Genomic DNA, 23,424 nt, shown 5'->3' on the forward strand with positions numbered 1-23,424 from the left:
TTATTTCCCCCTAGCTTTTTTGTTTGTTGCTTCTACTGCTTTTTGAATTGCCTCTGAAAAATTATATTCGTATAAAGTTTTGAGACCCTCAGCTGTGGAACCACCTGGCGTTGTTACTTGTTCGCGGAGGTTAGCTGGATTTTGCGTTTGTTCGAGCATAGAAGCAGAGCCAGAAATCATTTGAATGACAAGATGTTTTGCGGTTTCTTCATCGACTCCATAACTTTTTGTTGTTTCAATTAAGCTTTCAGCAAAGTAATAAAGGAAGGCTGGTGCACTTCCAGTAACTGCAGTAAGCTGATGAACTTCTTCCTCAGTACAAAGTTGCGAAGTACCAATACCTTTTAAAAGCAGTTGCAGGGTTTCTTGATGCATCTCATTTACTGATTGTCCCATTGTATATAAGGAGATAGATTTTCCAATTTCAGCAGCTGTATTAGGCATAATCCAAGCAACAGGCGTGCCCTTTGGGAGTCTAGCTTCTAAATAAGATGGTCCAATGCCAGCTGCGACTGTTACGACTAGTTGATTTGATATTAACGGAGATAGCTCAGCTAATAACTCTTCATGAGCAGAAGGTGGCATTGCTAAAACAACCGTATCAACAGATGTAACATGCTGTTTCCAATCTGTTGCAGTAGACACATTATATCGATGTTGTAACTGTTTTAGCTTTTCTACGTTGCTTCGATTAGAGACGATAATTTCTTCGATGTACTCTTTGCTTGTTTTAAGTAATCCGGAAAATATAGCTTCTGCCATACGACCGGCACCAATAAATAAAATTCGATGTTTAGTTAGCATATTCTTTATTCCTTTCTAGTAGAGATATGTTATAAAAACGATATCATCTTTAAGAGAATGTTGTAAAAAGAAAAGACTTACCGTAGATGGAATGGATAATGAGAAGGCGGAAATTCATGCTAATATTAACTGTTATTAATCTCTTTATATGTGTAGCTGGTTTGCTAGAGTGGAAGAGCAATTATAGGGGGCAAGAACATACAAATAATTATATCTAGAAAATAATTAGAATTGAAAAACCCCTGAAGCATATATGCTTCAGGGGTTTACTAATAGAATATAAGATTATGCTTTTGTCATACCAAGTAATACAGCGCCGCCGATAATTAAAACACTACCTAGTGCAATAAAGATCAATTGACGTTTTGTTTTCTTTTCACCTAAGAAGACAATCGCACCAAATGTTGAGATAACGATTCCAGTTTGAGATAATGGGAAGCTTGTTGCTACTCCAACACGTGGTAATGAAAGAAGTAAGAATAAGTTTCCAGTTCCCCATAGTAAACCAGACAAAGCATTACGGATTGCATATTTGTTAAATGGTTTATGTTTAGACGTCAGTACAACCGCACCAACAAACATACCAACTGCTTGTGGTAAAATAGCAGACCAACCATCAATATTATACCAACGAATAATAATTACATATACAAGATAGCCGAAAGTAGAAACAATTAAAGTAAGAAGTCCTTTTTTCAATTGTCCAGGTGGCTGAGCATTTTCTTTATCATCTAATGATGTGAATACAACACCAACTACAATTAATAGGATTGCAATCGTTCCCAGAATGATCGTTGTAGTAGTAGTCCACTCACGGAAAGCGATAACCCCAAAGATAGAAGTTGCAACAAGTTGCATACCAGTAGAAATCGTTACAGTAGTTGAAACACCTAGTTTTTCAACTGTTTTTAATTGGTTTACTTGTCCTAAAGCCCAGAATAAACCTGAAATAAAACCAACAATTAAGATTGTCATTGTTAAAGCTGGTTGAGTAAATACATACATAATTGTTGCGAAGAATAGAGCACCGATTGTCATACCTACCGTTTGGCTATATGCACCACCGCCCATTTTTACGCTTACTAATAAGATGTTTCCCCATGCAATTGCAGGAAGAAGCGCTAATAAAATGTCCATTACAAGACTCCCTTCGGTTTGCTATACCAATATAGTTACATATCGTTCTAACGATCGGTAATGCCCCACTAATAGAGTAGAAGATTACCGATCGCTAAAACAGGATGAAGAATTCACAATATAAATGCGTTTTCATTTCTTCATTTTTTGAAACACCTCCATATAATAACAGGGAATTGCCTATTTTAGAAAGTGAATTCAAATAAAATGTATATTTAAATAAGAGGTAAAATTCAGTTATTTCCCATTGGTATATTTTATTTCCTAAGAAATAAAGAAGCAGCTTCGACAAAAGCTGCTTTAAGAGTTAGTGATTCTTTTATTAATAAGTTGAATACATAGTAGAAATACGAGTGACATACCGATAGTAATAACTACAAGTGTCCAGGCGAGTTGCATATTACTTGCATCAATAGCCATGTAAATTGCAGTTGGGATTGTCTGTGTTTTACCAGGAATGTTCCCGGCAAACATGAGTGTAGCACCAAACTCACCGAGCGCGCGGACAAAGCTCAAAATCATCCCGCTTAGTAAGGCAGGAAATGCGAGTGGAAGTGTAACGTGCAGAAAAACTTGATATTCACTTGCGCCAAGGTCACGAGCACTTTCTTCAATTTGTACATTTGCGATAGAAAATCCCGTTTTCGCTGATTGGTACATAAGCGGAAATGCAACAACTGTAGAAGCGATAATCGCAGCAGTAGATGTGAACATAATAGACTGCTGAAATAATGATTCAACCCACTTTCCGATCGGGCTGTTGTTTCCAAAGATGATAATGAGAAAGAAGCCGATAACAGTTGGTGGAAGTACCATTGGTAATAAAAATATGGTTTCTAATAGTACTTTATATCGCCATGAGGAGCGAGCTAGTGCTCGCCCGACAATTGTCCCTAAAATTGTAACGAGAATAGTGGCGCACGCAGCTACTCTTAAAGATAGAAAGACAGGCGATAAAATAGCATCAATGCTCATAGTGATTACGACAGAACTGTAAATCCATATTTCTTAAAGATAGATTGTGCATCTTTTGACTGCAAATACTCATAAAATGAAGTCGCCTCTTTCTTATGTTTAGATTCCTTTATAACACCTAAAGGATAGTGGATTGGCTCATGAGAAGTAGCTGCTGCTGTCTCACCAATCTTTACTTTATCCGAAATGAGAGCATCTGTTTTGTATACGATGCCAGCATCGACATTCCCTGTTTCTACATATGTTAACACTTGGCGAACATCTTTTGTAAATACGACTTTATTTTGAACATCATTCCAAAGGTTTTCGTGTGTTAGAGAAGCCTTTGCATATTTGCCAGCAGGTACAGATTCAGGTGTACCAAGTGCAATTTTTTTGATTTTCTCATCTTTTAAATCTTGAAATTTTGTAAGTGAACTATCTTTAGGGATGACTAGAACTAGTTCATTTCCAAGAAGATTTTTCCCTTCTTTTTCACTAATGAATCCTTTTTTTACAAGGGTTTGGAATTTATCTTCTGCTGCAGAGAAGAATAAATCAGCAGGTGCACCTTGTTCAATTTGTTGTTGAAGTGCTCCAGAAGCACCGAAGTTAAAAGAAAGTTTGATATTTGGCTCTTTTTCTTTATATTGTTTTTCGATTTCTTTTAATGCATCTTGTAAGCTTGCAGCAGCTGAGATAGTCAGTTCAACTGTTTTATCCTCTTTAGCAGCTGACTTTGTATGCTTTTCCCCACTTGTACAAGCAGCACTAAATATAAGAAGGAAAGAAAGTATAAGTGCCCCGATGGAACGTAATGTAAATTTATTCATAAAAAAATCCCCTTTCGTTTTGATACATCTAATTATAACTAATTATATCTAAATATAACTAGTTATAATTGAATGTAATTTGAACATATATCTATTTTTAAAAAATAGGAGAAATATTCTTTTCTTTGTTACAATGAAAGGAGAAAGTGAGGAATCGTCTATGGATCATCATTCCTACACAACGGAAGAAGTAGCAAAGCGATTAAAAGTATCAAAATTAACTGTATACGACTTAATTAAAAAAGGAGAACTTCCTTCTTATAGAGTTGGTAGACAGATGCGCATTGATGCAGCAGATTTAGAACAATATATAAAGCAAATGAAAACAGGGAAAATACAAGGTACTCCTGTAAAGAGCGAAGATAGTAGAGGCTTGGATACATGTATTATTAGCGGACAAGAACTAACGTTAGATATGTTGGCAAAACGTATAGAAAATCGCCTGCCAAGTTCAAATATATTAAGGGCATATCAAGGTAGTTTAACGAGTTTAATAAAAATGTATCAAGGAGAAGGAAGTATCGTTAGTCTTCATTTGTTTGATGGAGAAACGGGTACATATAATGTTCCTTACGTAAAACGTATTTTAGTTGGACAACCATGTACTATGATTAATTTATTAGCAAGGAACGTTGGGTTTTATGTGCAAAAGGGAAATCCTAAAAATATAAAAACATGGGCCGATTTATCTCAATCATCTATACGATTTGTAAATCGAGAAAAAGGTTCTGGTATTAGGGTGTTAGTCGATGAACAATTGCGCATTCAAAAGTTAAATAAAGAACGTATTAGTGGATATGAATGGGAAGAATCGAATCATCTTGGTGTTGCCACGCAAGTTGCAAATGGAAAAGCTGATGTAGGAGTAGGTTCAGAAAAGTTTTCGCAAATTGTAAATGTGGACTTTATTCCAATCATGAAAGAACAGTATGATTTAGTAATTTTGAAGAATAAAGAAAATGAAGAGTTGATTGAAGTTGTGAAAGACATTCTGCAATCGGAAGAATTTCATAATGAATTAAATGCGATTGGCGGATATGATATTACGAAAACAGGTCAAATTGTATATGAAACAAACTAAAAAGCTGCTTGTCTATAAGACGAGCAGCTTTTTCTATATATAAAGGGGGTTGGGGAAACAAAGTGTTAAACAAGACCTTGAGCAAGTGTATAAATGAAAGCCGTAAGAAGAGTGGCTCCACTTGCAAGTCCGATAAAGTCTGATTTGTTGAAAGTAATGTTGTTCATTATAAACTCTCCTTATTTGTTTAATGTAGTTGCAACAGCTTTTGCATCGACAAGTGCGGATAGCACCATGCCCATTGTATTTAAAAATTTATTTGATTTCATATTGTTCATCATGCGTATCCGCTCCTTTTCGAATTGTTGTTGCCCTGCTTATGTCTTAATTATAGGAAATATGGCTACTTGCAACTATCGAATTAGCTTACGAAAGACTTACACTTTTGTAAGAAAAAAAGACATTCATGTAAGAATGTCTTTCACAGCATATTGATATGATGATGGTCTTCAATTGTTTTTAAAAAACTACGCATTGAATTCGTCATATAGCTATCTTTACGGCGTATGAAAACCGTTGAAATACTGCCGTATTTTTCAGGGATTGCATGACAATGTACCTTACCTGCTTTAGAAAGATGATGGACAGCAGACTGTGGTACGAGTGTAATTCCGAGGCCGAGTGCAACGCTGTTTAATATTGTCTCTAATATATTGAATTCCATAATTCTTTTTGGTAGCAAACCTTCATCTTTAAGCCAACGTTCTAGTTTGGAGCGATATCCACATCCTTGGTTAAAAACGAGTAGAGGAGTTGTTGTAAATTCTTCTATATGAAAGGCTTTATTTTGTGTTATAAGCATTAATTTCTCTGTACTAACATCGTATTGTTCGATTAGTGGATGTTTAATAGGACCTGATATAAAGGCGCCATCCAATTGATGATCAAGTACTTCTCTAATTAATTCTTCTGTTAGACCCGCTTGTAATGATAAATCGACATTTGGATAGCTTTTATAGTAAGAAGATAAAATGGTAGGCAGTGTACTTACTGTTTCGACTGTACCGATTTTTAATATACCGGAGGGTGTTTCGCTATCTAAAAATACTTGTTTTAGTTCGTCGACATCTTGCAAAATTTTACTAACATAAACGAGCATTTTTCTTCCTTCAGCTGTTAAAGTCATTCCTCGTTTATGGCGGTAAAAGAGTGGGGTTTTTAATTCGTTTTCTAGTTGTTTAATACGTGTAGTTACATTTGATTGTACATAATTTAATTCCTTTGCTGCGCTACTTACACTACCCTGATCGGCAACGCTTTTAAAGATTTGTAAGTCTCGTAATTCCATTTTGTAATCCCCCTTGATGTTAACTATCATTATAAATGATAGTTAACATCATTTTGAATCATTTTACGTGATATATTTTTTCTTTTACAATTCTCTTTGTGCAAATAGAAAGAAACGGGGGATTGCGGTGAGAAGAGGTCAAATGATAATAGGGGCTGTAGCGTGTTTAATTGCGAGTATGTCATGGGGAGCGATGTTTCCAGTTGCTGATCATGCGCTAGGATACATAGATCCATTTTATTTTTCGCTTATTCGCTATGGAGCAGTGGCGATAATGCTGATTGTATTGTTGTTAGTGAAAGAAGGAAAACAGGCATTTCGTTTAGAGGGAAGAGGAAAGTTACTCGTCTTTTTTGGAACGATGGCATTTACAGTATATAATGTCCTCATATTTTTAGGGCAAATGTTGATGGGTAAGTCGGGTGTAATGGTAGCTTCCATTATGGAAGCACTTATGCCGATGATTTCTATTTGTATTTTATGGGGATATAAGCATATAAAACCGAAGAAGTATATGATAACGAGTATGGTTATTGCTTTTGTAGGAGCTGTGTTTGGTATTACAAAAGGTGACATGAGTTTCTTTGTAACATTGAAAGATAATATGTTCCCATTAGCATTTATATTTATTGGTGTTATAGGCTGGGTTATTTATACGATGGGTGGTCAAACGTGTAGTGATTGGTCAACATTACGTTATTCTACGTTGACGTGTGTATTCGGTACGACTGTTACAGGAATTATAACGGTAATTATTACGTGGCTTGGATATGTTTCAGTTCCTAGTATGGGAACGATTTCTATTGTGAAATATGATTTGTTATTTATGATGACATTGCCAGGTATTGTAGCGCTACTTGCTTGGAACTACGGTGTGAAAATTTTATCATCCATTAATGGGATTTTATTTATTAATTTTGTACCAATTACGACTTTAGCTATTATGATGATGCAAGGGTATCAAATCACAATGTTTGATATTATAGGGACTGTACTTGTTATTGCAGCACTTATTCGCAATAACGTTTGCCAGAGAAAAGAAGAAAATATAAATAAGAGAGTTTTACAAGAAGAACAATTACGTCAAGCTGTTTAATAGGCAAATGGAGGATTTCACATGTTAGAAAGTTTATTGTTTTTCTTCGCCGTCGGAGTTGGCTGTGAGCTTGCAGCAATTAATCGAAATGGTCGTAAAAAGATAAAACAACAAGCTGAGCTGATACAGCTTTTAAAAGAGTTGAAAGAAAGAAAAAATTAAAAAGACGACCGGGCATAGACGGTCGTCTTTTTCTATATAAAGGGGAAAGGGGACACAAAGTTATACAAGCATAGCAGCGTAAATAAAAGCAGTAAGAAGAAGAGAGCCGCTAGCTAATCCTAAAAAGTCTAATTTGTTAAAAGTGATGTTATTCATAATACATTCTCCTTACTTGTTTAATGTAGAAGCAACAGCTTTTGCATCGAAAAGAGCCGATAATACCATGCCCATTGTATGTAAGAAATTGTTCGTTTTCATTTTGTTCATCATATTAATCGACTCCTTTTCGAATAATTGTTGCCCTGTTTCTGACTTAATTGTATGAAATATAGTAAGAAGTAACTATCGAATTAGCTTACAAGAAAATTACACTTTTGTAAGAATTGAAATTTAACAATTCATACTTATTTTTATTACCAACTCCTAAAACTTAGTGTTATAATTGTTGTAAGAATATGATTATACTTCGGATGTTTAGAAAGGAACGAAATAAATGTATAAACCAATTACATTTTTGTTGAAATATATATTTAAAACAGCTGGGAAAGTAGAAGTGCAAGGAAGAGAAAAGCTACCAGAAGGTGGTCCGTATGTTGTTGCGTGTACACATACAAGTTTTATGGATGTATTAATGTTAGCTACAGGGATGTACCCAACTCAAATTCATTACATGGCAAAAAAAGAATTATTTGAAGGGAAATTCAAAAATTGGTTCTTTAAAAATGTAAATGCATTCCCTGTAGATCGCGCGAATCCGGGACCGAGTACACTTAAAATTCCATCACGTTTATTAAAAGAAGGAAAGGTAGTAGGGATTTTTCCGAGTGGAACGAGATCAGCGGAAGATGTTTCATTAAAAGCGGGTGCTGTGACAATTGCGATGCGTTCTAATGTACCTTTAGTGCCGGCAGCTTATGTTGGTCCATCAAGTGTAAAAGAATTAATAAAGGGGAAAAAGGCAAAATTGATTTTTGGAGATCCGATTCAAATTGAGGCTGGAGAACAAATAGATCGAAAAACCGCTATGAAAATGATGACAGATCAATTAAATGAGAAGTTTGAGGAGTTAAAAGAAGCTTTGCAATCAAATCAAAAATAAGAAAAGACGACCGGGCATAGACGGTCGTCTTTTCTATTACTATTTATAATAAAGGGGAAAGGGGACACAAAGTTATACAAGCGTAGCGGCGTAAATAAAAGCAGTAAGAAGAAGCGAGCCACTAGCTAGTCCTAAAAAATCTAATTTGTTAAAAGTGATGTTATTCATAATATATTCTCCTTACTTGTTTAATGTAGAAGCAACAGCTTTTGCGTCGATAAGAGCGGAAAATACCATGCCCATTGTATGTAAGAAATTGTTCGTTTTCATTTTGTTCATCATATTAATCCGCTCCTTTTCGAATAGTTGTTACCTTGTTTCTGACTTAATTGTATGAAATGTTGCGGAAAGTCACTATCGAATTAGCTTACAGAAAAATTACACTTTTGTAAGAGAAACAAATGAAGGTGTAATGATAAGAAGATTTGACATATGTTCATGAGATTCATTAACTTAAAGATAGAGGTGAGTGCATGGCTAATATTAAAGATATCGCAAAGATGGCGGGAGTTTCAGTTACGACTGTTTCGAGAGTGTTGAATGATCACCCATATGTAAGTGAAGAAAAAAGGAAAGCGGTTATAGAGATAGTTGAGAAATTGAATTACTCGCAAAACGCAAATGCTGTTCATTTATCAAAAGGAAAGACGAATATTGTTGGTGTGATTTTACCGTATATTAATCATCCGTGTTTTGATGCGATGGTGAGCGGAATGATGGAGATTGCGTTAACTCATAATTACAGAGTGTTACTTTGCCAAACGAATTATAATAAAAAAGAAGAAATGAAAAGTTTACATATGTTAAAAACAAAACAATTGGATGGTCTTATTATTTGTTCACGTGCAAATGATTGGGAAACGATAGAACCGTATGCTTCTTACGGCACAATAATTGCTTGTGAAGATAATGATATTTCAAACATCTCAAGTGTATATACGAATCATTCAGCGGCCTTTCAATTAGGAATGGATTATTTGATTGAGAAAGGTTATAAAAAAATTGGCTATTGTACGGGAAGAAAATTAGGGCCGAGTAGTCAAAAGCGTTTTGATGTTTATAAACAGCAATTGCAATCTATAGATGAAGAGGTTAACGAAGAATGGATTTTTACAGAATGTTTTACACTAGAAGATGGTGTAAAAGTGGCTCATAAGTTAAAAGAGATGCAGGATCTTCCTGGAGCATTAATAGTAGCAGGTGATGAAGTTGCGATTGGGGTTATGACAGAGGTTGAAAAATTAGGGATTCAAGTTCCTGAGGATTTAGCGATTATTGGCTTTGATAATCAACCTATCTCGCAAGTGTTACAATTGACAACTATTGATCAAAATTTAAAGGAGATAGGGAAAACTGCTTTTGAAATGTTGCATAGAAAAGTGAATGACGAGAGTTCTAAACAAGAAAAGCTGGAAATTCCATACGAACTTGTGGAACGCTCTACAGTTTAATCTTAATCCGTTATGTGTATAATCGCATAACGGATTATTTTTTTGAAATATCTTTGACAGGAAACGCGTTTCATACTTTATAAAGGAGTTAAACCGGTCTGTAATATCCATGGATTCTTTTCAAGTGTTAAAGCAGTGAATAGAATTTGGAGGAATATGCATGAATGAACTTTTATCGAGTATGAAAAAGTATGTAGATGATGATGAAAAGATTTTGGTTTTTGTGGTAGGGATCTTTGAGAAGGATAATTTCATGTTATGTTATCAACATGGAATTTTTGTTGCCACTACTAGACGCCTCCTGTTTTACGGGAAATTTCCTTACTATCCTTCAACATTTAAAGAGTACTCATATGTGCATATAGATAGCATAGATTTTCATCCGTACTTTGAGTTTACTTGTAATCATGAAACCATTCGCGCTAAGTATATTCAGAAAGGGAATGTGGAGCAATTTGTCCGTGCAGTTAGAGCAAATATGAATAATTAATCAACCCTCTGTTTAAACATAATATTTCAATTTTTAAGAGGGAAAATGCGGAATAAAAACCACTTCTAAACCTCTAGGAGATAGTGATACAATGTCAAATGGGGGGAGGGTATGAACTATGGTTAATCAACGTATAAAGGAAATAACACTAATTACAATTGGTTCATTATTATTCGCAATTGGTATTAATTACTTTGCAATTCCAAACCGTTTATCGGAAGGTGGAATTATTGGTTTAACGGTTGTTACGTACTACTTATTTGATTGGTCACCAGGGATTGTGAATTTTGCTATAAATGCAATTTTACTAGCTATTGGTTATAAATTTTTTGATAAGAAAACAATGATTTATACAATTTTAGGGATTGTAGAAACATCTTTGTTTTTATACGTTACAGAACATATTGAGTATCATGTAAATAGTGATACATTATTAGCAGCTTTATTTGCTGGTTTATTTGTGGGTATTGGATTAGGCTGTATGTTCAAAGCCGGAGGTACATCGGGAGGGTCAGCAATCTTAGCTCGGTTAGCAAATCAATATTTAGGTTGGAGCGTAGGTAAAGGCGTACTAATTATTGATATTGTTGTAATTGCTGGTTCTGTATTTATAATAGGGCAAGAAAAGGCAATGTATACACTTGTAGCTGTGTTCATCGGAGCGAAGGTGATTGATTTCATTGTAGAAGGAATGGATACAAAAACGGCTGTTACGATTATTTCGAATCAACCAGATTTAATTCGTGAAGCTATTACGAAAAATATGACACGCGGTGTTACTGTATTAGAAGGGCGCGGCGGATATACTGGTAAAAATAAAGAAGTTTTATATGTTGTTATTAATAAACAAGAGCTTGTTAAGTTAAAACAAGTTATTAGCCGGGTAGATGAAGATGCTTTCGTTGTTATACATGATGTACGTGATGTACTTGGCGGTGGCTTTAAAGCAAGCTAAAAGGTGAACGAGTAAATTCGTTCACCTTTTTTAATTCTTACAAAAATGTAAGTGTAATGTAATGAGATTCAATAGTAGATTTTATTCCCCCTTTTTAAAATGGATGTATATATATCCTGCAGAGGAGGAATGTTTATTATGAAGAAAAAAATGATCACTACTATAATAGCGATGATAGTGATAGTAGTAATGTTACTGCCTACGAAACTTGGACCGGTTATCGATAAATATAATCCATTTTATAAGACGAAAGAATACTATACGGTTGTGAATACAATTGGTCAGCATATTGGTGATGAGTGGTATGAATATGAATTTATTGCATTCGATGAACGTGGTAGAGAGCAGAAAATAAAGAAAACGGTTAAGCATATGTTAAAGAGAGATGAAGCATTAAAGGTTTTTGCGAAAGGACGTTACGGTGAATCGATTGAAGAGATTGAGGTTGCAAATATTCCTATAAATGCGAAGAGTAAACTTTTAACGATGAGATAGTGAAATATACCCCCAGCTATTTTTTGTCGAAAATAAAAATACTAGGTAAGGGTATTTTAGGGGTTAGCAAAAAAGCCTTAGTCCATATAGACTAAGGCTTTTTTATTATATAAAGGGGAAGGGGGTACATTGTAGTAGCATGGGTGAAAGGTATAAGAAGAGTAGCTACTAGCAATGCAATTTGGTTATGTGATTGTTCTTCTTATTTGGCTTACTTTCTAACTTTATTGTACGAAATATAAGTAAGGGAAACTATCGAATTACATTACACATAACTTACAAACATGTAAGTCTTCTGTAATGTAATTCGATAGTTAAAAGATAGTAATTTTCATATAGTGTAACTAGAAAGTCTTAATGTATTACTTTCTGTTTGTAATGAAGAATGAAAAACCAACTAATTTTTAATAATCCTCATCTGAATAAAGATGAGGATCCTTTTTTAAACCTTACAACATTGTAAGGTTTACGTAAGTTAATTCGATAGTAAATTTGTCATATTTTTTGCATAATAGATACAGATAGAAAAATAATTAGGGATCTAGTAAGAAGGGAGAAAAATGGGATGCGTAAAGAAGAAGTAGTGAAGTTACCAATTAAAGATTTCTGTAGCTACTTTACTGTTGCCGTAGTGTGTATTGGATTATTTGATATCATAACAAACTTAATTGTTAAATAATATAGATGCTAAAACAAGAAAGGAAGTCCTTTCTTGTTTTTTTTATGGGGGCATAAAGATGAAATGGATTGATAGTCATATACATGTTGATCAATATAAGGATGAAGAGAAGAACAGATTACTGAAAGAGGTGGAAAATAGTAATGAAATAAAGGGGCTTATTGCTGTATCTATGAATTATCAATCTTGTAAGGAAACGTTATCTTTAGCGAAGAAGTATCCCTTTATATATCCAGCGATAGGGTTTCATCCAGAGCAACAGATTCATAAAGAAGAGTGTGAACAGATTTATAAACTTATTGAACAGAACGCAGAGGAAATTGTTGCGATTGGTGAAGTAGGTTTGCCCTATTATTTGAGGAAAGAAGATGAAAGCATTGCTGTAGATCCATACATAGCTGTATTGAAAAAATTTATAGAACTAGCTAGTAAGTATAATTTGCCGATTATATTACACGCAGTTTATGAAGATGCTGACACTGTATGTGATTTGCTAGAGAAATATAAAGTTTCACGTGCACACTTCCATTGGTTTAAAGGAAGTGATGAAACAATGAAACGGATGATGAAGAATGGTTATTATATTTCGATTACACCGGATGTTTTACATAAGGAGAAGATTAGAAAAATTGTTTCGTATTATCCGCTTGAATATATGATGGTAGAAACAGATGGACCGTGGGAATTTCAAGACGATGTTATGACGCACCCGAGAATGATTCGAGATGTATTAAAGGAAATTAGTTCTATACAAAACATATCCATTGATAAGGTCGCAAAAACAATATATGAAAATACAAGTCGATTTTATTTGAAAGGATAGGAGAATTATAGTTTTAATCATGTAACGGAAAAAAGTGAAAATTGAATGTATTTAATAAAATGCCACGGTTTGATATATGACAAAAAACCACCAAGCGTTCCGCTCGGTGGTTTTGTATTAGGATTCTAATTTTCTCGCACGTTTTAATAATAAAAGAAAGACAATGATAACGAACCCCAGTATAAGGAAGAAGCCATATTGCTTTATATAATCAATTATGTCATTCGCACTGGTTGGTTTTTCAACGTGAATGCCGTCTTTATTCGTCGTAATATGAATATCTTTCATTTTTACTTCATTCTTTTCCTTTTGTAAATCAATCCATTCTATATTTGGAATACTTTCTAGATCTTTTAACACTTCTTTTAATGGTTTCACACCTAAGTAAGGATGATAAAATGCCCCAATAATCCCATCGGATAATTTAGAAACAGATAGAGCACGTTCTTTCATTTTAGCAATAGTTTGTGGCGTATCTTCTTCAATAAATCCGACTGTTTCAGGCAATAGTTTCATTCCATGTAAAAATGACGGAGTACTTGTATAATATGGTGAGTGCATGGATTTCCAAGTTGTATCATTTAACTGTAGTTGTCCTACATAAGTTGAAAAGTACCTTGATAATATTTCATATCCTTTTTGAGACATCGTGTAATGAGGTGCTTCAAAGGCAACAGGATATAGTTTAGCATCTACAAGTTCTTGAATTCCTTTTTCAATATGATTTTTCGTATATTTTTCCTCGAATTCTTCCCCTTTTTTTACATATTGGTTATATGCCTCTATATTTGGAAAGTCATCTTTTGTCTTCGGTTTTTCATGCTTCGGTTGGCGAATTGGTTGATCTGTTTTGACATCCCAAAATTCAAAGCCCTCACCTGTTTCACTGTCATAAAATTGGTGAGTATAACCATGCATAATAATTGCTGCACCATCATCTTGCATAGAGCGTAAAAGATCGACTAGTTCTGGTTTATCTTTTAAATGTATTATCTTTCCTGTATCTGGATCTTTATATACCGGAATAACAGTAATCATGTAAGGCATCTTTTTCTCTTTTAGTAATTTAGCAATTTCTTTCAATTGATTTATATCTGCTGCTGGGTGAACATCCTCAAGACGTAAATAAGCTTCAACTTTATTTTTCGTTGGTTTTTGGCTGAAATAAGAAAATAACATTTCACCGACGTAATGAGACATCCAGTCAAAGAGGTTAGGTGTTGCGACATAATAAGATATTTCATGCTGAACGATTAGTGGGTTAGTGTTATTTGAGCTTAAAGCGTTAGCAAGCACAGTTCCATTCGTATCAAATGATTGAATTAATCGTTCCTCTTCTAAGGTATTTTTTAGCTTCTTTTCTGGATATTCAATTTTATTAACTCGTATATCGTCACTCTTCAATGTAATGAAAGAAAAACGCTTAGATAATTGTTCAACATTTTGTCCTAATACTAATACAGGGCCGGAGAAGTTTTCTAGAAATTGTTTCGTTTCATCAGAAAACGCTTCTTTTGTTTCACCGATATAAACAATATGTGTATAGGAGGATACGTTATTAATTGAAGTTGCTTCTTTTAAGTTTTTTACGGTTATATCATTTGTAAAATGTCCTAATTGAGTATTAAGGATTTGGACATTATTTGAAACTTTATCGTCTTGTGTACTATACAAAACAAGTACTTTTGGTTTTGATGATGTTTGTGCAGAGGTGTAGGTAGGGATGAGTAGTAAAATGCTGAACAAGAGTGTTAGGCATTTTTTCATTTTGTACGCTCCTATTCTATATATAGAGTTTAGTTTACAATTATATACAAAAAATGCGTTATAGTCTATGAAAGTTACATTTTTGCACGTATTTACCAGCTGTTTTTTCACAAAATCGGTCTAAAGCATGATGATAATACGTATAGTTATTTGCTATGATAAAAGAGTAATAGAATGTAGGTAATTGTAAAGGGAAGGCTGAAAGGGGACAAATTTCAGCGGAGAAAGAGGTAGAGGTAGTGAAGAAATTCTTTGTAGGATTTTTAGTTGTTCTTGGAGTATATTTATATTTCCAAGGAAAGTCTGAAGGAATGGATAAGCTAGTGAATGGAACAAGCTATGTTGATTCAGAAGAAGCAAAACAGATGAAACAAATCATTATAGAGGAAGCGAAGAAAGTAAATCTTCCGGAATGGATACCTCTTGCAATTGCCGAGCATGAAAGTCGATTAAATCCAAGAAGTGTTGGAGATAATGGAACTTCATTTGGATTGTTTCAACTACACCGCGGCGGCGGGCTTGCACCAGAACATTTAACTGATGATGAGCTGAAAGATCCACGTACAAATGCGCAAATTGCAATGCCGCATTTAATGAAAGGATATAAGCGTGGGGTGCAAAAAGGTTTGACTGATTTTGCATTACTGAAATATATAGCGAATACATCTGGATGGCCAGGGAATTTAGGGCCAGAGTGGACGGATAATAACATGAAGTATAACATCGGATTAGAAGATGTGTACTATCGAAATAAAGGTGTAATAAAGTGAAACTTTAATCAGTGGGGGAGTCTGTTCATCCCCCGCTGATTATTAGTCTTCACCAATCGGGCTTTTACGAGCAGTTAATCTTCCGCCTAACTTCTAGCGTTTTCCGGATTTTGAGGTGGAAGTTTTACTGCTCGTTAATGCGGGGTAAAAGAGTAGGTTTTCTATACCTACTCTGTTTTTTTATGAATAATTTCATCCTTTTCTTTCGTGAAATACTGCGTGAGTTGTATTTTCACCTCTTCTAGTTTTGTAGAAACTTGCGGTATTTTATATCCTACATACAATGGTGAAACGACAAATCTAGGTACAACTTTACAAATGATTTTTCCATTTAAGTAATAGAAGAATAAGTTATAACTACTGCATCCTTTATGGAAATCTATCAGTATGTAACGTACAGTTTGCTGAATGTAATTTGCCATTTCATCTATATATGAAATATTATCAATGATTATATTGAATTCAGTGAAGCCAATAATGGGATGCTCTGAAATATTAAGCTCAATGCGTTCATTTTTTTGAACAATTACTCCTTGGAAATTTTCTTCTTCAATATTTTCAAGATAATTTACATATTTCATTCCGATAATTTGCATGTGTGCATGATGCAAACTTCCACCTGAAAATGGACCGTGATTTTTGTATAAAATTACAGATGCAAATTCTTCGTTCTTCTGTAAGTGTAACCAATGTTGAATAGAAAATTGCATTAATTTTCGCATATGTTCTTCTGTATATGTTGCGATATGATCTTCGCAATTATCCGTTTCAATCAGCACCGTTTGAAATGTATCTTGTAATGTAGGAAATTTATTTTTTAACCAAATAATAGAACCATCAGTTGCTAAAATATCCGTTAAATGTTCTTTATCGCAAAATGGACATGCAGCGCTTCTATTCCGAATACTTTCTGGTTTTTGTTTACCGATATCGTTTAAAAAATATAGTTGTTGTGTATCCATTTGTATATATGCCCCTTTAAAATATGTGTAAAAATCCCGCTTAATACATTCGGGAAAAGGAGAAGGAAATCCTCTAAAGACAATATGGAAAAAATAAAAGACAAGATATCCTCATTACGATAGGGTACCTTGTCTTTTATTTTTTCTCTAATAGTGTGTATGGATAATATAGAACATTTTCATTATTTTTCTTTTTTCTATTTTTTATTGTGTATAAAGTGATTGCTGTGCTTGCAATTATAATAATGGCTTTCTTCATATTCATATACCCCTTTTTATTGTTGGTTTAATTCTTGGCTAACTGCTTTTGCATCGACTAAAGCGTGTAAAATCATTTTCACCATGTTCATCATATTTCTTCACTCCTTTTTATAGTTCATTTAGTTCTTTTACAACTGCTTGTCCGTTCACTAATACCTCAAAGATTGCTTTTACGATTTCTTTCATCATGTTTGTTTCCTCCTTGTGTTTGTCACTCTTGTTTTACATCTTTATTGTATAGGGAGGCATCTTTTCGTACTATCGCTTTCCATTACGTGAACATAACAGTTTTGTAAGATTTGATGTCACTTATTGAAATGTTTAGTCTATCTTCATTATTTTCAGAAAAATGACTATTCAAACATGAAATTGGAAAGTATAATAAAGAAGTAAGTATTAAATTCCGTACGAAAGGGGTGAATGAGATGAAACGTTCTTTAGCTACGCGTGCCAAATTTTTAGATTTTATCTATTTTTGTCGTGCGATTTTTCATGATGTAGTTGTTAACGGGATACGTATGCCCTTTTTAACAATTGCATAGTGACTATTGAACGATAGAAATCTCTTCACCCATTTTTAATAAACGTGTGAAAAGGGAGCTATTTGGCTTCCTTTTTCTATGCCGAAAACCATGGGGAATGTTTCTTTCTCATGGTTTTTTATATTGAAAGGAGTACGGAAAATGACTATTTGTAGTGTAAATAATGTAACGAAATCTTTTGGTGGAAACATCATATTTGAAAATATATCGCTTGAAATAAAGAATGGTGAACGTGTTGGGTTAGTTGGTCGTAACGGTAGTGGGAAGACAACAATCTTTGGGCTTCTAACGGGAATGGAGAGTTTGGATGCAGGAGCCATTCATATGAAGAAAGGTACACGTATTGGTCATGTCGCACAAATTCCGAAGTTTGATGAGGCCATGACTGTATATGATGTATTGAGTTCCGCTTTTAAAGTAGAAAAGGAATTAGAAAAAGAAATGCATGCTCTAGAAAAAAATATGGCGGAGGAGCAGGAACAATCTGCTTTGCAAAAGCTAATGGAGAGGTACGGAGTAATTCAAGAAAAATTTGCATTTCTCGGTGGTTATGAAATAGAGGCAAATATAATGAAGGTAGCAAATGGCTTACAAGTCACAAACTTATTTCCAAGAGTATTTACGGAATTAAGTGGAGGAGAACAGACGAAAATAAGCCTTGCATATATGCTATTGCAGAAACCAGATTTACTTCTATTAGATGAACCAACAAATCATTTAGATTTGTTTGCAGTTGAATGGTTAGAGAAATTTTTAAAAGAATATAATGGAACAGTTATGGTTATTTCACACGATCGCTATTTCCTTGATGAAGTTGTAACGAAGATTTTGGATTTGGAAGATGGAGAGATTCACGTGTACCATACGAATTATTCTCAGTTCGTTGAGGAGAAGGAAGAAAGGTTACTTCAAGAGTTTCAAGCTTATCAAGAGCAGCAAAAGAAAATAAAGAAAATGAAAGAAGCAATTAAGCGCCTACGTGAATGGGCAAATCAAGCGAATCCTCCGAATGAAGGATTGCATAAAAGAGCGAGGAATATGGAACGTGCGTTAGAGCGTATAGAGAAATTAAAGAGACCGATTTTAGAAAGAAAACAGATGGATCTTCAGTTTGAAGGGCAAGAGAGAAGCGGAAAAGATGTTGTTGTAATGAAAGAAGTGAGTAAAGGTTTTGCTGGCCGATCTTTATTTGAACAAGCGAATTTACATGTTCGTTTTCAAGAGCGTGCTGCTATCGTTGGTCGTAATGGTACAGGGAAGACTACATTATTAAAACTACTATTAGAAGAAATAAATCCAGACGTTGGTGAAATTCGAATTGGTAGTAGTGTCAAAATTGGTTATTTATCACAACATGCATATGAAAATATGAAGAGTAATGTATTGGAAGCATTCAGAGAGAATGTGGCTGTAACAGAGGGAGAAGCAAGACATATATTAGCTAAGTTTTTGTTTTATGGTCCAGCAGTATTTAAGAAAGTAACGCAACTTAGTGGTGGAGAAAAAATGAGATTAAGACTTGCGCAACTTATGTATCAAGACATCAATTTTCTAATTTTAGATGAGCCGACAAACCATCTTGATATTGAATCAAGGGAAGTTTTAGAGGAAGCTCTTGAGCAATATAACGGGACGATTTTAGCTGTTTCACACGATCGATATTTTTTAAATAAGTTATTTGAAAAGACGTACTGGATTGATAGATGCAAATTATTTGAGTTTGCAGGAAACTATGCATGGGCTCGTCAAAAGTGGGAGGAAAAGCTTGAGAAGCAAGTAATAAAGCAGAAACGCCAAGGGAGAAAAAGTGTTGAAACGGTTCCTGTAAAAGAGAAAGAAGCTAGGAATCTTGAAGAGATTGAAAATGAGTTAATGCATGTAGAAGAAGATATATATGCAATAGAATGTGGAATGGAACATGTAGCTGATGTTGAAAAACTTGAAAAATTATATGAGGAAAAAACGAAGAAAGAGTTGTTACGAGCAGATTTATATAATGAATTAGAGAATATTGTGGAGTAATGAGTAGAAAGCCACTTCCTTTCAGTTTTGCTGGAGGAAGTGGCTTTCTTCATAATGATATTTTGCTTTAAAGGTTAAATGAAGCGATGTGTTTCACGTGAAACAGTAACTTAGATAAATCCGTGTTCCTCAATTTGCATAGCTTGTGAAACATATGAAAATAATAAGGTGAAAAATAAATGTCATTAGTGGTTTTTGGATAGGAGTAATTACAAAAACAAAGGCTAATTATTTCCCGAGAGATAAAGTGAGGGCCTTTACGGGCACCCCGACCCAGACCTAATTTCTTTTGCTTTCGCTGAATTTTGAGGTGGGGGTCTTACTGCACGGCAAATAGCGGGATAAATATGTGTAACAGAGACTAGTGAATGGAAACGAAAAGAGAGCAAAGTTACAGCTTTACGCGCTGAACTCTGCTCTCTTTTTGCGTGGCATCTTCTCTCGTTGAAATTATAATAGCGATCCCGAGCATAATAAAAAAAGCTAAAAAGAGGACGAACTTTGGGAAGAACGGGAATAGTAATAGCGCTCCGACTATCATAATTGTTAATAATACGTAGTGCAGGACGTATTGGAATAGGTTGTCCATATTTTCGCCCCCTTTTTGGTAATTGGTTATTAGTATTCTATGTTTCATGCTGAAGGAATAGAAGTAGATTTTTAAGTTTTAATACGAATTATAGCTGAGTTTTCTTAAAGTATAAATGTAGAGTGGTAATTTTGGAAAAATTCTCAAAATATTTATTTAGAAAGAATTGACAAAACATAATGAACGATATAAGCTAATAACCATAAAGTCTACCGGAAAGGTCGGAATAAGATTGTTACCCCTCAAAAACATCTATTTTTTTCTGATTAAAACCGACTTTTCCGATTGGCTATAAATGTGCTGTGGGAGGCATACATAAGCTAATAAGTTCAAAGGGTATAACTATTAAACAGTTAGGGTGGGGACAATGAAGAAAAAGACAAAAAAATGGGCTGGTGTATTTTCAGTATTACTGAGTAGTTCGCTTGTGTTATCTGCTTGTGGGGGACAGGAGGATACGGCTTCTACAGAGCCGGTTAAGCAGCAGGATTTAAAAAATGTGAAAATTGAAAAGATTGCTGCGACAGATAAAACGAAAGTGCCAGACAAAGCGAAGAATAGAAAAGATACGTTAGTAGTTGGTATTAGTAAGCCAGGCGGCGTATTTTTACCATACTTTCAACAAAATGGTTGGGATGGAAACGTAACTTCAGTTATTTTTGCATCTCTCGTATCAACCGATAAACAAGGGAAACCAATTCCAGAATTAGCTGAGAAGTGGGACGTTTCTTCTGATCAGTTAACATATACATTCCATTTACGTAAAAATTTGAAATTTAGTGATGGATCGCCATTAACGGCGGATGATGTAGCTTTCACATTGACGCTTTTACATGATAAGGCATATGAAGGTGAAGTAGATATCTCTCAATATGCCGTTAAAGGTGGTAAAGAATATAAAGAAGGAAAAGCAACTTCAATTGAAGGTATTCAAGTTGTTGATCCACAAACAATTAAAATTACAACTGAAAAAGTGAATTCACAAGCTATATTTGTTTTAGGAGGTACAGTACTATCAAAAGCTTATTATGGAAAAGATTATAAGCAAAATACAAGCTTAGATTACTTAAAAGATTTATATGGAAAGCCATTAGCTGCGGGTCCATATAAATTTGAAAAGTATATTCCAGGTCAAGAAGTTCGTTTTGTTGCTAACGAAAATTATTATGCGGGTAAACCAAAAATTCAAAACTTTATTTATAAAATTACTTCTGGTGATACGAAGCTTCAGTTATTCCAAACAGGAGAAGTTGACCATACTGGCTTAGGTACCGGTGATGAGGTTCTTGAACAGGTTAAGGCTTTAGAATTCGCAAATATCCAAATCGAAACAGCGCCGTCATTTAGTTATATTTATATGAATAATAATAAGCCTTACTTAAAGGATAAAAAGGTTCGCCAAGCACTTATTTACGGATTAGACCGCAAAAAATATGTTGATACAGCGTTAAAAGGATACGGTACAGTAGCCAATGTACCAATTCATCCAACTTCTTGGGCTTATACGGAAGAAGGAGTTAATAAATACGAATACGATAAAGGAAAAGCGAAAAAATTATTAGATGAAGCAGGGTGGAAAGTTGGTTCGGATGGAATTCGTGAAAAAGATGGTCAAAAATTAAAACTTTCTTATTTCGGTCCAAGTTCGGCTAAAGATAGTGATTTATTAATTCCGATTGCGAAAGAGAATTATAAAGAAATAGGTGTAGAGTTTAATCCTGAATTTATGGACTTTAATACGATGCTTTCTAAGGTAAACAAAGGAGATTATGATTTAGCTTCCGTTTCGACACCGATTACAAGTGACCCGAGTGAAACAGCTGGTGAATATTTGTCTACTGCAAATGAAACTAGTCTTGGTTATAAGAATGCAAAAGTAGATGAGCTAATTCAAAAAGGTATTGAAACTGTAGATATCGAAAAGCGTAAACCTATTTATAAAGAATTGTATAAAGAATTAAGTGATGATCCACCAGTAATTCTATTAAACTACCGTAGAACAATTACTGGTTATAACGGGAATATAAAAGGAATTGATCCTGAAAAGTACAACAGTATTAGTGCAAACTTACCAGTATTATCATTTGAAAAATAACGATAAGAATGTATAAGTAGAAGACATTTTTTCATTCGGTTAGTAATGTGCCGCTTTGAAAAAATGTTCTTCTATTTTAAGCATAAGATTGGAGAGAAAAAGGGTGAAAACATATATTGTTCGTAGGTTGTTACAAATGATTCCTACACTGCTTGGTACATCAATTATTATCTTCGTCCTGTTCGCACTTCTTCCTGGGGATTATATTGATTCAAACCCGAAAATTACACCGGAAAGAGCAGCTGAACTGAGGGAATTATATGGGTTGAACAAACCGATTGTTGAGCGTTATTTTCATTGGTTAGGTAATGCATTGCAAGGGGACTTTGGCTTCTCGCTTCAATATCAAGAGCCTGTAACGTCATTATTAAATAAATTTATTTGGAATTCTTTTAGTGTAGCAATTATGGCATTGTTTTTTATTTGGCTAATTGCACTTATTATCGGTGTATTCTCGGCGACGAAGCAACATTCTTTATTCGATAAACTTGTAACAATCGGTGTTTTTGCAGCAATGTCATTCCCTTCATTCTTTATCGGCTTGTTTTTAATTAAGGTGTTTGCGGTTGACTTTAAGTTATTACCGATAGGTGGAATGATTGATGTTGGCAGTAATTCAACAGGATTTGCTTACGTGATAGAAGTTGCAAAACATATGATTTTACCAGTATTTATTTTGACGCTTCTCGGGGTTGGCTCGCTAACTCGGTATTTTAGAACAAGTATGTTAGAGGTTGTAAGACAAGATTACATACGAACAGCAAGAGCGAAAGGTTTGAAGGAGAAGACGGTTATTTATAAGCATGCATTAAAAAATGCAATATTACCAGCAATTACGTTATTAGCATTTGAATTACCGGGATTGTTTTCTGGGGCAATTATTATTGAACAAATTTTTAACTGGCCAGGGATTGGTAATATTCAATTAGAAGCATTAAATTTCCGTGACTATACAGTATTGATGGCATTTACGATGTTTCTTTCTTGTTTAACAATCGTTTCAAACTTTTTAGCAGATATCGTATATGCAGTTGTTGATCCAAGAATTCGGTTGAAGTAAGGGGGGAAA

The 23,424-nt window shown here is 34.4% G+C and carries 25 protein-coding genes and 1 pseudogene; 14 read left to right on the top strand and 12 right to left on the bottom strand.

The features are described 5' to 3' along the window. The 4 genes from proC to modA form a co-directional block, all read right to left on the bottom strand. Nucleotides 1–804, bottom strand: a complete 804-nt coding sequence (proC, locus tag AU379_RS27170; RefSeq protein WP_000956278.1) for a pyrroline-5-carboxylate reductase — start codon at nucleotides 802–804, stop codon at nucleotides 1–3. A 285-nt stretch (nucleotides 805–1,089) separates the two neighbouring features. Beyond that, nucleotides 1,090–1,941 carry a GRP family sugar transporter gene (locus AU379_RS27175; RefSeq protein WP_000353544.1) on the bottom strand — a complete coding sequence of 284 codons (852 nt, stop codon included), beginning with the start codon at nucleotides 1,939–1,941 and terminating at the stop codon, nucleotides 1,090–1,092. A gap of 300 nt (nucleotides 1,942–2,241) precedes the next feature. After that, nucleotides 2,242–2,916, bottom strand: a complete 675-nt coding sequence (gene modB, locus AU379_RS27180; protein ID WP_000020526.1) for a molybdate ABC transporter permease subunit — start codon at nucleotides 2,914–2,916, stop codon at nucleotides 2,242–2,244. Nucleotides 2,917–2,921: 5 nt separating this feature from the next. After that, a complete protein-coding gene (gene modA, locus AU379_RS27185) occupies nucleotides 2,922–3,728 on the bottom strand; it encodes a molybdate ABC transporter substrate-binding protein (RefSeq protein ID WP_001032229.1) in 807 nt (268 codons plus the stop codon). 133 nt (nucleotides 3,729–3,861) lie between these two features. On the opposite strand from modA, the gene AU379_RS27190 reads away from it, so the two are divergent. Then, nucleotides 3,862–4,809, top strand: a complete 948-nt coding sequence (locus AU379_RS27190; protein WP_082770020.1) for a substrate-binding domain-containing protein — start codon at nucleotides 3,862–3,864, stop codon at nucleotides 4,807–4,809. 65 nt (nucleotides 4,810–4,874) lie between these two features. On the opposite strand, the gene AU379_RS30125 is transcribed toward AU379_RS27190, so the two are convergent. Both AU379_RS30125 and AU379_RS27195 read right to left on the bottom strand, forming a co-directional pair. Continuing rightward, nucleotides 4,875–4,976 carry a DUF3948 family protein gene (locus tag AU379_RS30125; RefSeq protein WP_001060018.1) on the bottom strand — a complete coding sequence of 34 codons (102 nt, stop codon included), beginning with the start codon at nucleotides 4,974–4,976 and terminating at the stop codon, nucleotides 4,875–4,877. Between the two features lie 254 nt (nucleotides 4,977–5,230). Next, entirely contained in the window at nucleotides 5,231–6,097 is an 867-nt protein-coding gene (locus tag AU379_RS27195; protein ID WP_000423040.1) for a LysR family transcriptional regulator, read from the bottom strand. 127 nt (nucleotides 6,098–6,224) lie between these two features. Here AU379_RS27195 and AU379_RS27200 point away from each other — a divergent pair, with 127 nt between their 5' ends. After that, a complete protein-coding gene (locus tag AU379_RS27200) occupies nucleotides 6,225–7,193 on the top strand; it encodes a DMT family transporter (protein WP_061140072.1) in 969 nt (322 codons plus the stop codon). Nucleotides 7,194–7,214: 21 nt separating this feature from the next. Further along, nucleotides 7,215–7,355 (top strand): YrzO family protein, encoded by a 141-nt coding sequence (locus tag AU379_RS27205; RefSeq protein ID WP_061140073.1) that lies wholly within the window; start codon nucleotides 7,215–7,217, stop codon nucleotides 7,353–7,355. Nucleotides 7,356–7,415: 60 nt separating this feature from the next. Here the strand turns inward: AU379_RS27205 and AU379_RS30135 are convergent, their stop codons facing one another. Next, complete coding sequence (locus AU379_RS30135; RefSeq protein ID WP_064774791.1) at nucleotides 7,416–7,511, bottom strand: DUF3948 family protein; 96 nt, start codon at nucleotides 7,509–7,511, stop codon at nucleotides 7,416–7,418. A gap of 337 nt (nucleotides 7,512–7,848) precedes the next feature. On the opposite strand from AU379_RS30135, the gene AU379_RS27210 reads away from it, so the two are divergent. Next, complete coding sequence (locus tag AU379_RS27210) at nucleotides 7,849–8,454, top strand: 1-acyl-sn-glycerol-3-phosphate acyltransferase (RefSeq protein ID WP_000277777.1); 606 nt, start codon at nucleotides 7,849–7,851, stop codon at nucleotides 8,452–8,454. A 72-nt stretch (nucleotides 8,455–8,526) separates the two neighbouring features. On the opposite strand, the gene AU379_RS30145 is transcribed toward AU379_RS27210, so the two are convergent. Further along, nucleotides 8,527–8,622: a DUF3948 family protein gene (locus tag AU379_RS30145; RefSeq protein ID WP_001060007.1), complete on the bottom strand. Its 96-nt coding sequence runs from the start codon at nucleotides 8,620–8,622 to the stop codon at nucleotides 8,527–8,529. A gap of 305 nt (nucleotides 8,623–8,927) precedes the next feature. Here AU379_RS30145 and AU379_RS27215 point away from each other — a divergent pair, with 305 nt between their 5' ends. The 5 genes from AU379_RS27215 to AU379_RS27240 all read left to right on the top strand — a co-directional run bounded on the left by AU379_RS27215 (nucleotide 8,928) and on the right by AU379_RS27240 (nucleotide 13,347). After that, on the top strand, nucleotides 8,928–9,905 hold the full coding sequence (locus AU379_RS27215) for a LacI family DNA-binding transcriptional regulator (protein WP_001273899.1): 978 nt from the start codon (nucleotides 8,928–8,930) through the stop codon (nucleotides 9,903–9,905). A gap of 160 nt (nucleotides 9,906–10,065) precedes the next feature. After that, nucleotides 10,066–10,395 carry a PH domain-containing protein gene (locus tag AU379_RS27220; protein ID WP_001004251.1) on the top strand — a complete coding sequence of 110 codons (330 nt, stop codon included), beginning with the start codon at nucleotides 10,066–10,068 and terminating at the stop codon, nucleotides 10,393–10,395. Nucleotides 10,396–10,513: 118 nt separating this feature from the next. Next, nucleotides 10,514–11,350 (top strand): YitT family protein, encoded by an 837-nt coding sequence (locus AU379_RS27225; RefSeq protein ID WP_000248040.1) that lies wholly within the window; start codon nucleotides 10,514–10,516, stop codon nucleotides 11,348–11,350. 138 nt (nucleotides 11,351–11,488) lie between these two features. After that, complete coding sequence (locus tag AU379_RS27230; protein ID WP_000728422.1) at nucleotides 11,489–11,845, top strand: YxeA family protein; 357 nt, start codon at nucleotides 11,489–11,491, stop codon at nucleotides 11,843–11,845. A gap of 737 nt (nucleotides 11,846–12,582) precedes the next feature. Continuing rightward, entirely contained in the window at nucleotides 12,583–13,347 is a 765-nt protein-coding gene (locus AU379_RS27240; protein WP_000871063.1) for a TatD family hydrolase, read from the top strand. Between the two features lie 117 nt (nucleotides 13,348–13,464). On the opposite strand, the gene AU379_RS27245 is transcribed toward AU379_RS27240, so the two are convergent. After that, complete coding sequence (locus tag AU379_RS27245) at nucleotides 13,465–15,114, bottom strand: polysaccharide deacetylase family protein (RefSeq protein WP_030029832.1); 1,650 nt, start codon at nucleotides 15,112–15,114, stop codon at nucleotides 13,465–13,467. 239 nt (nucleotides 15,115–15,353) lie between these two features. Here AU379_RS27245 and AU379_RS27250 point away from each other — a divergent pair, with 239 nt between their 5' ends. Continuing rightward, nucleotides 15,354–15,884 (top strand): transglycosylase SLT domain-containing protein, encoded by a 531-nt coding sequence (locus AU379_RS27250; RefSeq protein ID WP_000713248.1) that lies wholly within the window; start codon nucleotides 15,354–15,356, stop codon nucleotides 15,882–15,884. A gap of 167 nt (nucleotides 15,885–16,051) precedes the next feature. Here the strand turns inward: AU379_RS27250 and AU379_RS27255 are convergent, their stop codons facing one another. Both AU379_RS27255 and AU379_RS27260 read right to left on the bottom strand, forming a co-directional pair. Further along, nucleotides 16,052–16,846: a DUF4931 domain-containing protein gene (locus AU379_RS27255; protein ID WP_016119007.1), complete on the bottom strand. Its 795-nt coding sequence runs from the start codon at nucleotides 16,844–16,846 to the stop codon at nucleotides 16,052–16,054. Nucleotides 16,847–16,982: 136 nt separating this feature from the next. After that, the gene (locus AU379_RS27260) at nucleotides 16,983–17,111 is read right to left on the bottom strand and encodes a hypothetical protein (RefSeq protein WP_001998915.1); all 129 of its coding nucleotides are present in this window, start codon (nucleotides 17,109–17,111) and stop codon (nucleotides 16,983–16,985) included. Nucleotides 17,112–17,532: 421 nt separating this feature from the next. Here AU379_RS27260 and AU379_RS27265 point away from each other — a divergent pair. Beyond that, nucleotides 17,533–17,666, top strand: a pseudogene (locus tag AU379_RS27265) (RAxF-45 family protein). A gap of 124 nt (nucleotides 17,667–17,790) precedes the next feature. Then, nucleotides 17,791–19,671: a ribosomal protection-like ABC-F family protein gene (gene abc-f, locus AU379_RS27270; RefSeq protein ID WP_061140074.1), complete on the top strand. Its 1,881-nt coding sequence runs from the start codon at nucleotides 17,791–17,793 to the stop codon at nucleotides 19,669–19,671. 391 nt (nucleotides 19,672–20,062) lie between these two features. Here the strand turns inward: abc-f and AU379_RS27275 are convergent, their stop codons facing one another. Beyond that, the gene (locus tag AU379_RS27275; protein WP_000369254.1) at nucleotides 20,063–20,260 is read right to left on the bottom strand and encodes a hypothetical protein; all 198 of its coding nucleotides are present in this window, start codon (nucleotides 20,258–20,260) and stop codon (nucleotides 20,063–20,065) included. A 367-nt stretch (nucleotides 20,261–20,627) separates the two neighbouring features. Here AU379_RS27275 and AU379_RS27280 point away from each other — a divergent pair, with 367 nt between their 5' ends. Then, nucleotides 20,628–22,355 carry an ABC transporter substrate-binding protein gene (locus AU379_RS27280; protein ID WP_061140075.1) on the top strand — a complete coding sequence of 576 codons (1,728 nt, stop codon included), beginning with the start codon at nucleotides 20,628–20,630 and terminating at the stop codon, nucleotides 22,353–22,355. A 103-nt stretch (nucleotides 22,356–22,458) separates the two neighbouring features. After that, entirely contained in the window at nucleotides 22,459–23,415 is a 957-nt protein-coding gene (locus tag AU379_RS27285; protein WP_044584064.1) for an ABC transporter permease, read from the top strand. Nucleotides 23,416–23,424: the final 9 nt, after the last annotated feature.

The organism is Bacillus sp. JH7 (assembly GCF_001563515.1).
Lineage (GTDB): Bacteria > Bacillota > Bacilli > Bacillales > Bacillaceae_G > Bacillus_A > Bacillus_A cereus.

Excerpts from the sequence above, each read along its gene's own strand:
- proC (WP_000956278.1), bottom strand. The coding sequence starts at position 804 with ATGCTAACTAAACATCGAATTTTATTTATTGGTGCCGGTCGTATGGCA.
- AU379_RS27175 (WP_000353544.1), bottom strand. The coding sequence starts at position 1,941 with ATGGACATTTTATTAGCGCTTCTTCCTGCAATTGCATGGGGAAACATC.
- modB (WP_000020526.1), bottom strand. The coding sequence starts at position 2,916 with ATGAGCATTGATGCTATTTTATCGCCTGTCTTTCTATCTTTAAGAGTA.
- modA (WP_001032229.1), bottom strand. The coding sequence starts at position 3,728 with ATGAATAAATTTACATTACGTTCCATCGGGGCACTTATACTTTCTTTC.
- AU379_RS27190 (WP_082770020.1), top strand. The coding sequence starts at position 3,862 with ATGAAAGGAGAAAGTGAGGAATCGTCTATGGATCATCATTCCTACACA.
- AU379_RS30125 (WP_001060018.1), bottom strand. The coding sequence starts at position 4,976 with ATGAACAACATTACTTTCAACAAATCAGACTTTATCGGACTTGCAAGT.
- AU379_RS27195 (WP_000423040.1), bottom strand. The coding sequence starts at position 6,097 with ATGGAATTACGAGACTTACAAATCTTTAAAAGCGTTGCCGATCAGGGT.
- AU379_RS27205 (WP_061140073.1), top strand. The coding sequence starts at position 7,215 with ATGTTAGAAAGTTTATTGTTTTTCTTCGCCGTCGGAGTTGGCTGTGAG.
- AU379_RS30135 (WP_064774791.1), bottom strand. The coding sequence starts at position 7,511 with ATGAATAACATCACTTTTAACAAATTAGACTTTTTAGGATTAGCTAGC.
- AU379_RS27210 (WP_000277777.1), top strand. The coding sequence starts at position 7,849 with ATGTATAAACCAATTACATTTTTGTTGAAATATATATTTAAAACAGCT.
- AU379_RS30145 (WP_001060007.1), bottom strand. The coding sequence starts at position 8,622 with ATGAATAACATCACTTTTAACAAATTAGATTTTTTAGGACTAGCTAGT.
- AU379_RS27215 (WP_001273899.1), top strand. The coding sequence starts at position 8,928 with ATGGCTAATATTAAAGATATCGCAAAGATGGCGGGAGTTTCAGTTACG.
- AU379_RS27220 (WP_001004251.1), top strand. The coding sequence starts at position 10,066 with ATGAATGAACTTTTATCGAGTATGAAAAAGTATGTAGATGATGATGAA.
- AU379_RS27225 (WP_000248040.1), top strand. The coding sequence starts at position 10,514 with ATGGTTAATCAACGTATAAAGGAAATAACACTAATTACAATTGGTTCA.
- AU379_RS27230 (WP_000728422.1), top strand. The coding sequence starts at position 11,489 with ATGAAGAAAAAAATGATCACTACTATAATAGCGATGATAGTGATAGTA.
- AU379_RS27240 (WP_000871063.1), top strand. The coding sequence starts at position 12,583 with ATGAAATGGATTGATAGTCATATACATGTTGATCAATATAAGGATGAA.
- AU379_RS27245 (WP_030029832.1), bottom strand. The coding sequence starts at position 15,114 with ATGAAAAAATGCCTAACACTCTTGTTCAGCATTTTACTACTCATCCCT.
- AU379_RS27255 (WP_016119007.1), bottom strand. The coding sequence starts at position 16,846 with ATGGATACACAACAACTATATTTTTTAAACGATATCGGTAAACAAAAA.
- AU379_RS27260 (WP_001998915.1), bottom strand. The coding sequence starts at position 17,111 with ATGAATATGAAGAAAGCCATTATTATAATTGCAAGCACAGCAATCACT.
- abc-f (WP_061140074.1), top strand. The coding sequence starts at position 17,791 with ATGACTATTTGTAGTGTAAATAATGTAACGAAATCTTTTGGTGGAAAC.
- AU379_RS27275 (WP_000369254.1), bottom strand. The coding sequence starts at position 20,260 with ATGGACAACCTATTCCAATACGTCCTGCACTACGTATTATTAACAATT.
- AU379_RS27280 (WP_061140075.1), top strand. The coding sequence starts at position 20,628 with ATGAAGAAAAAGACAAAAAAATGGGCTGGTGTATTTTCAGTATTACTG.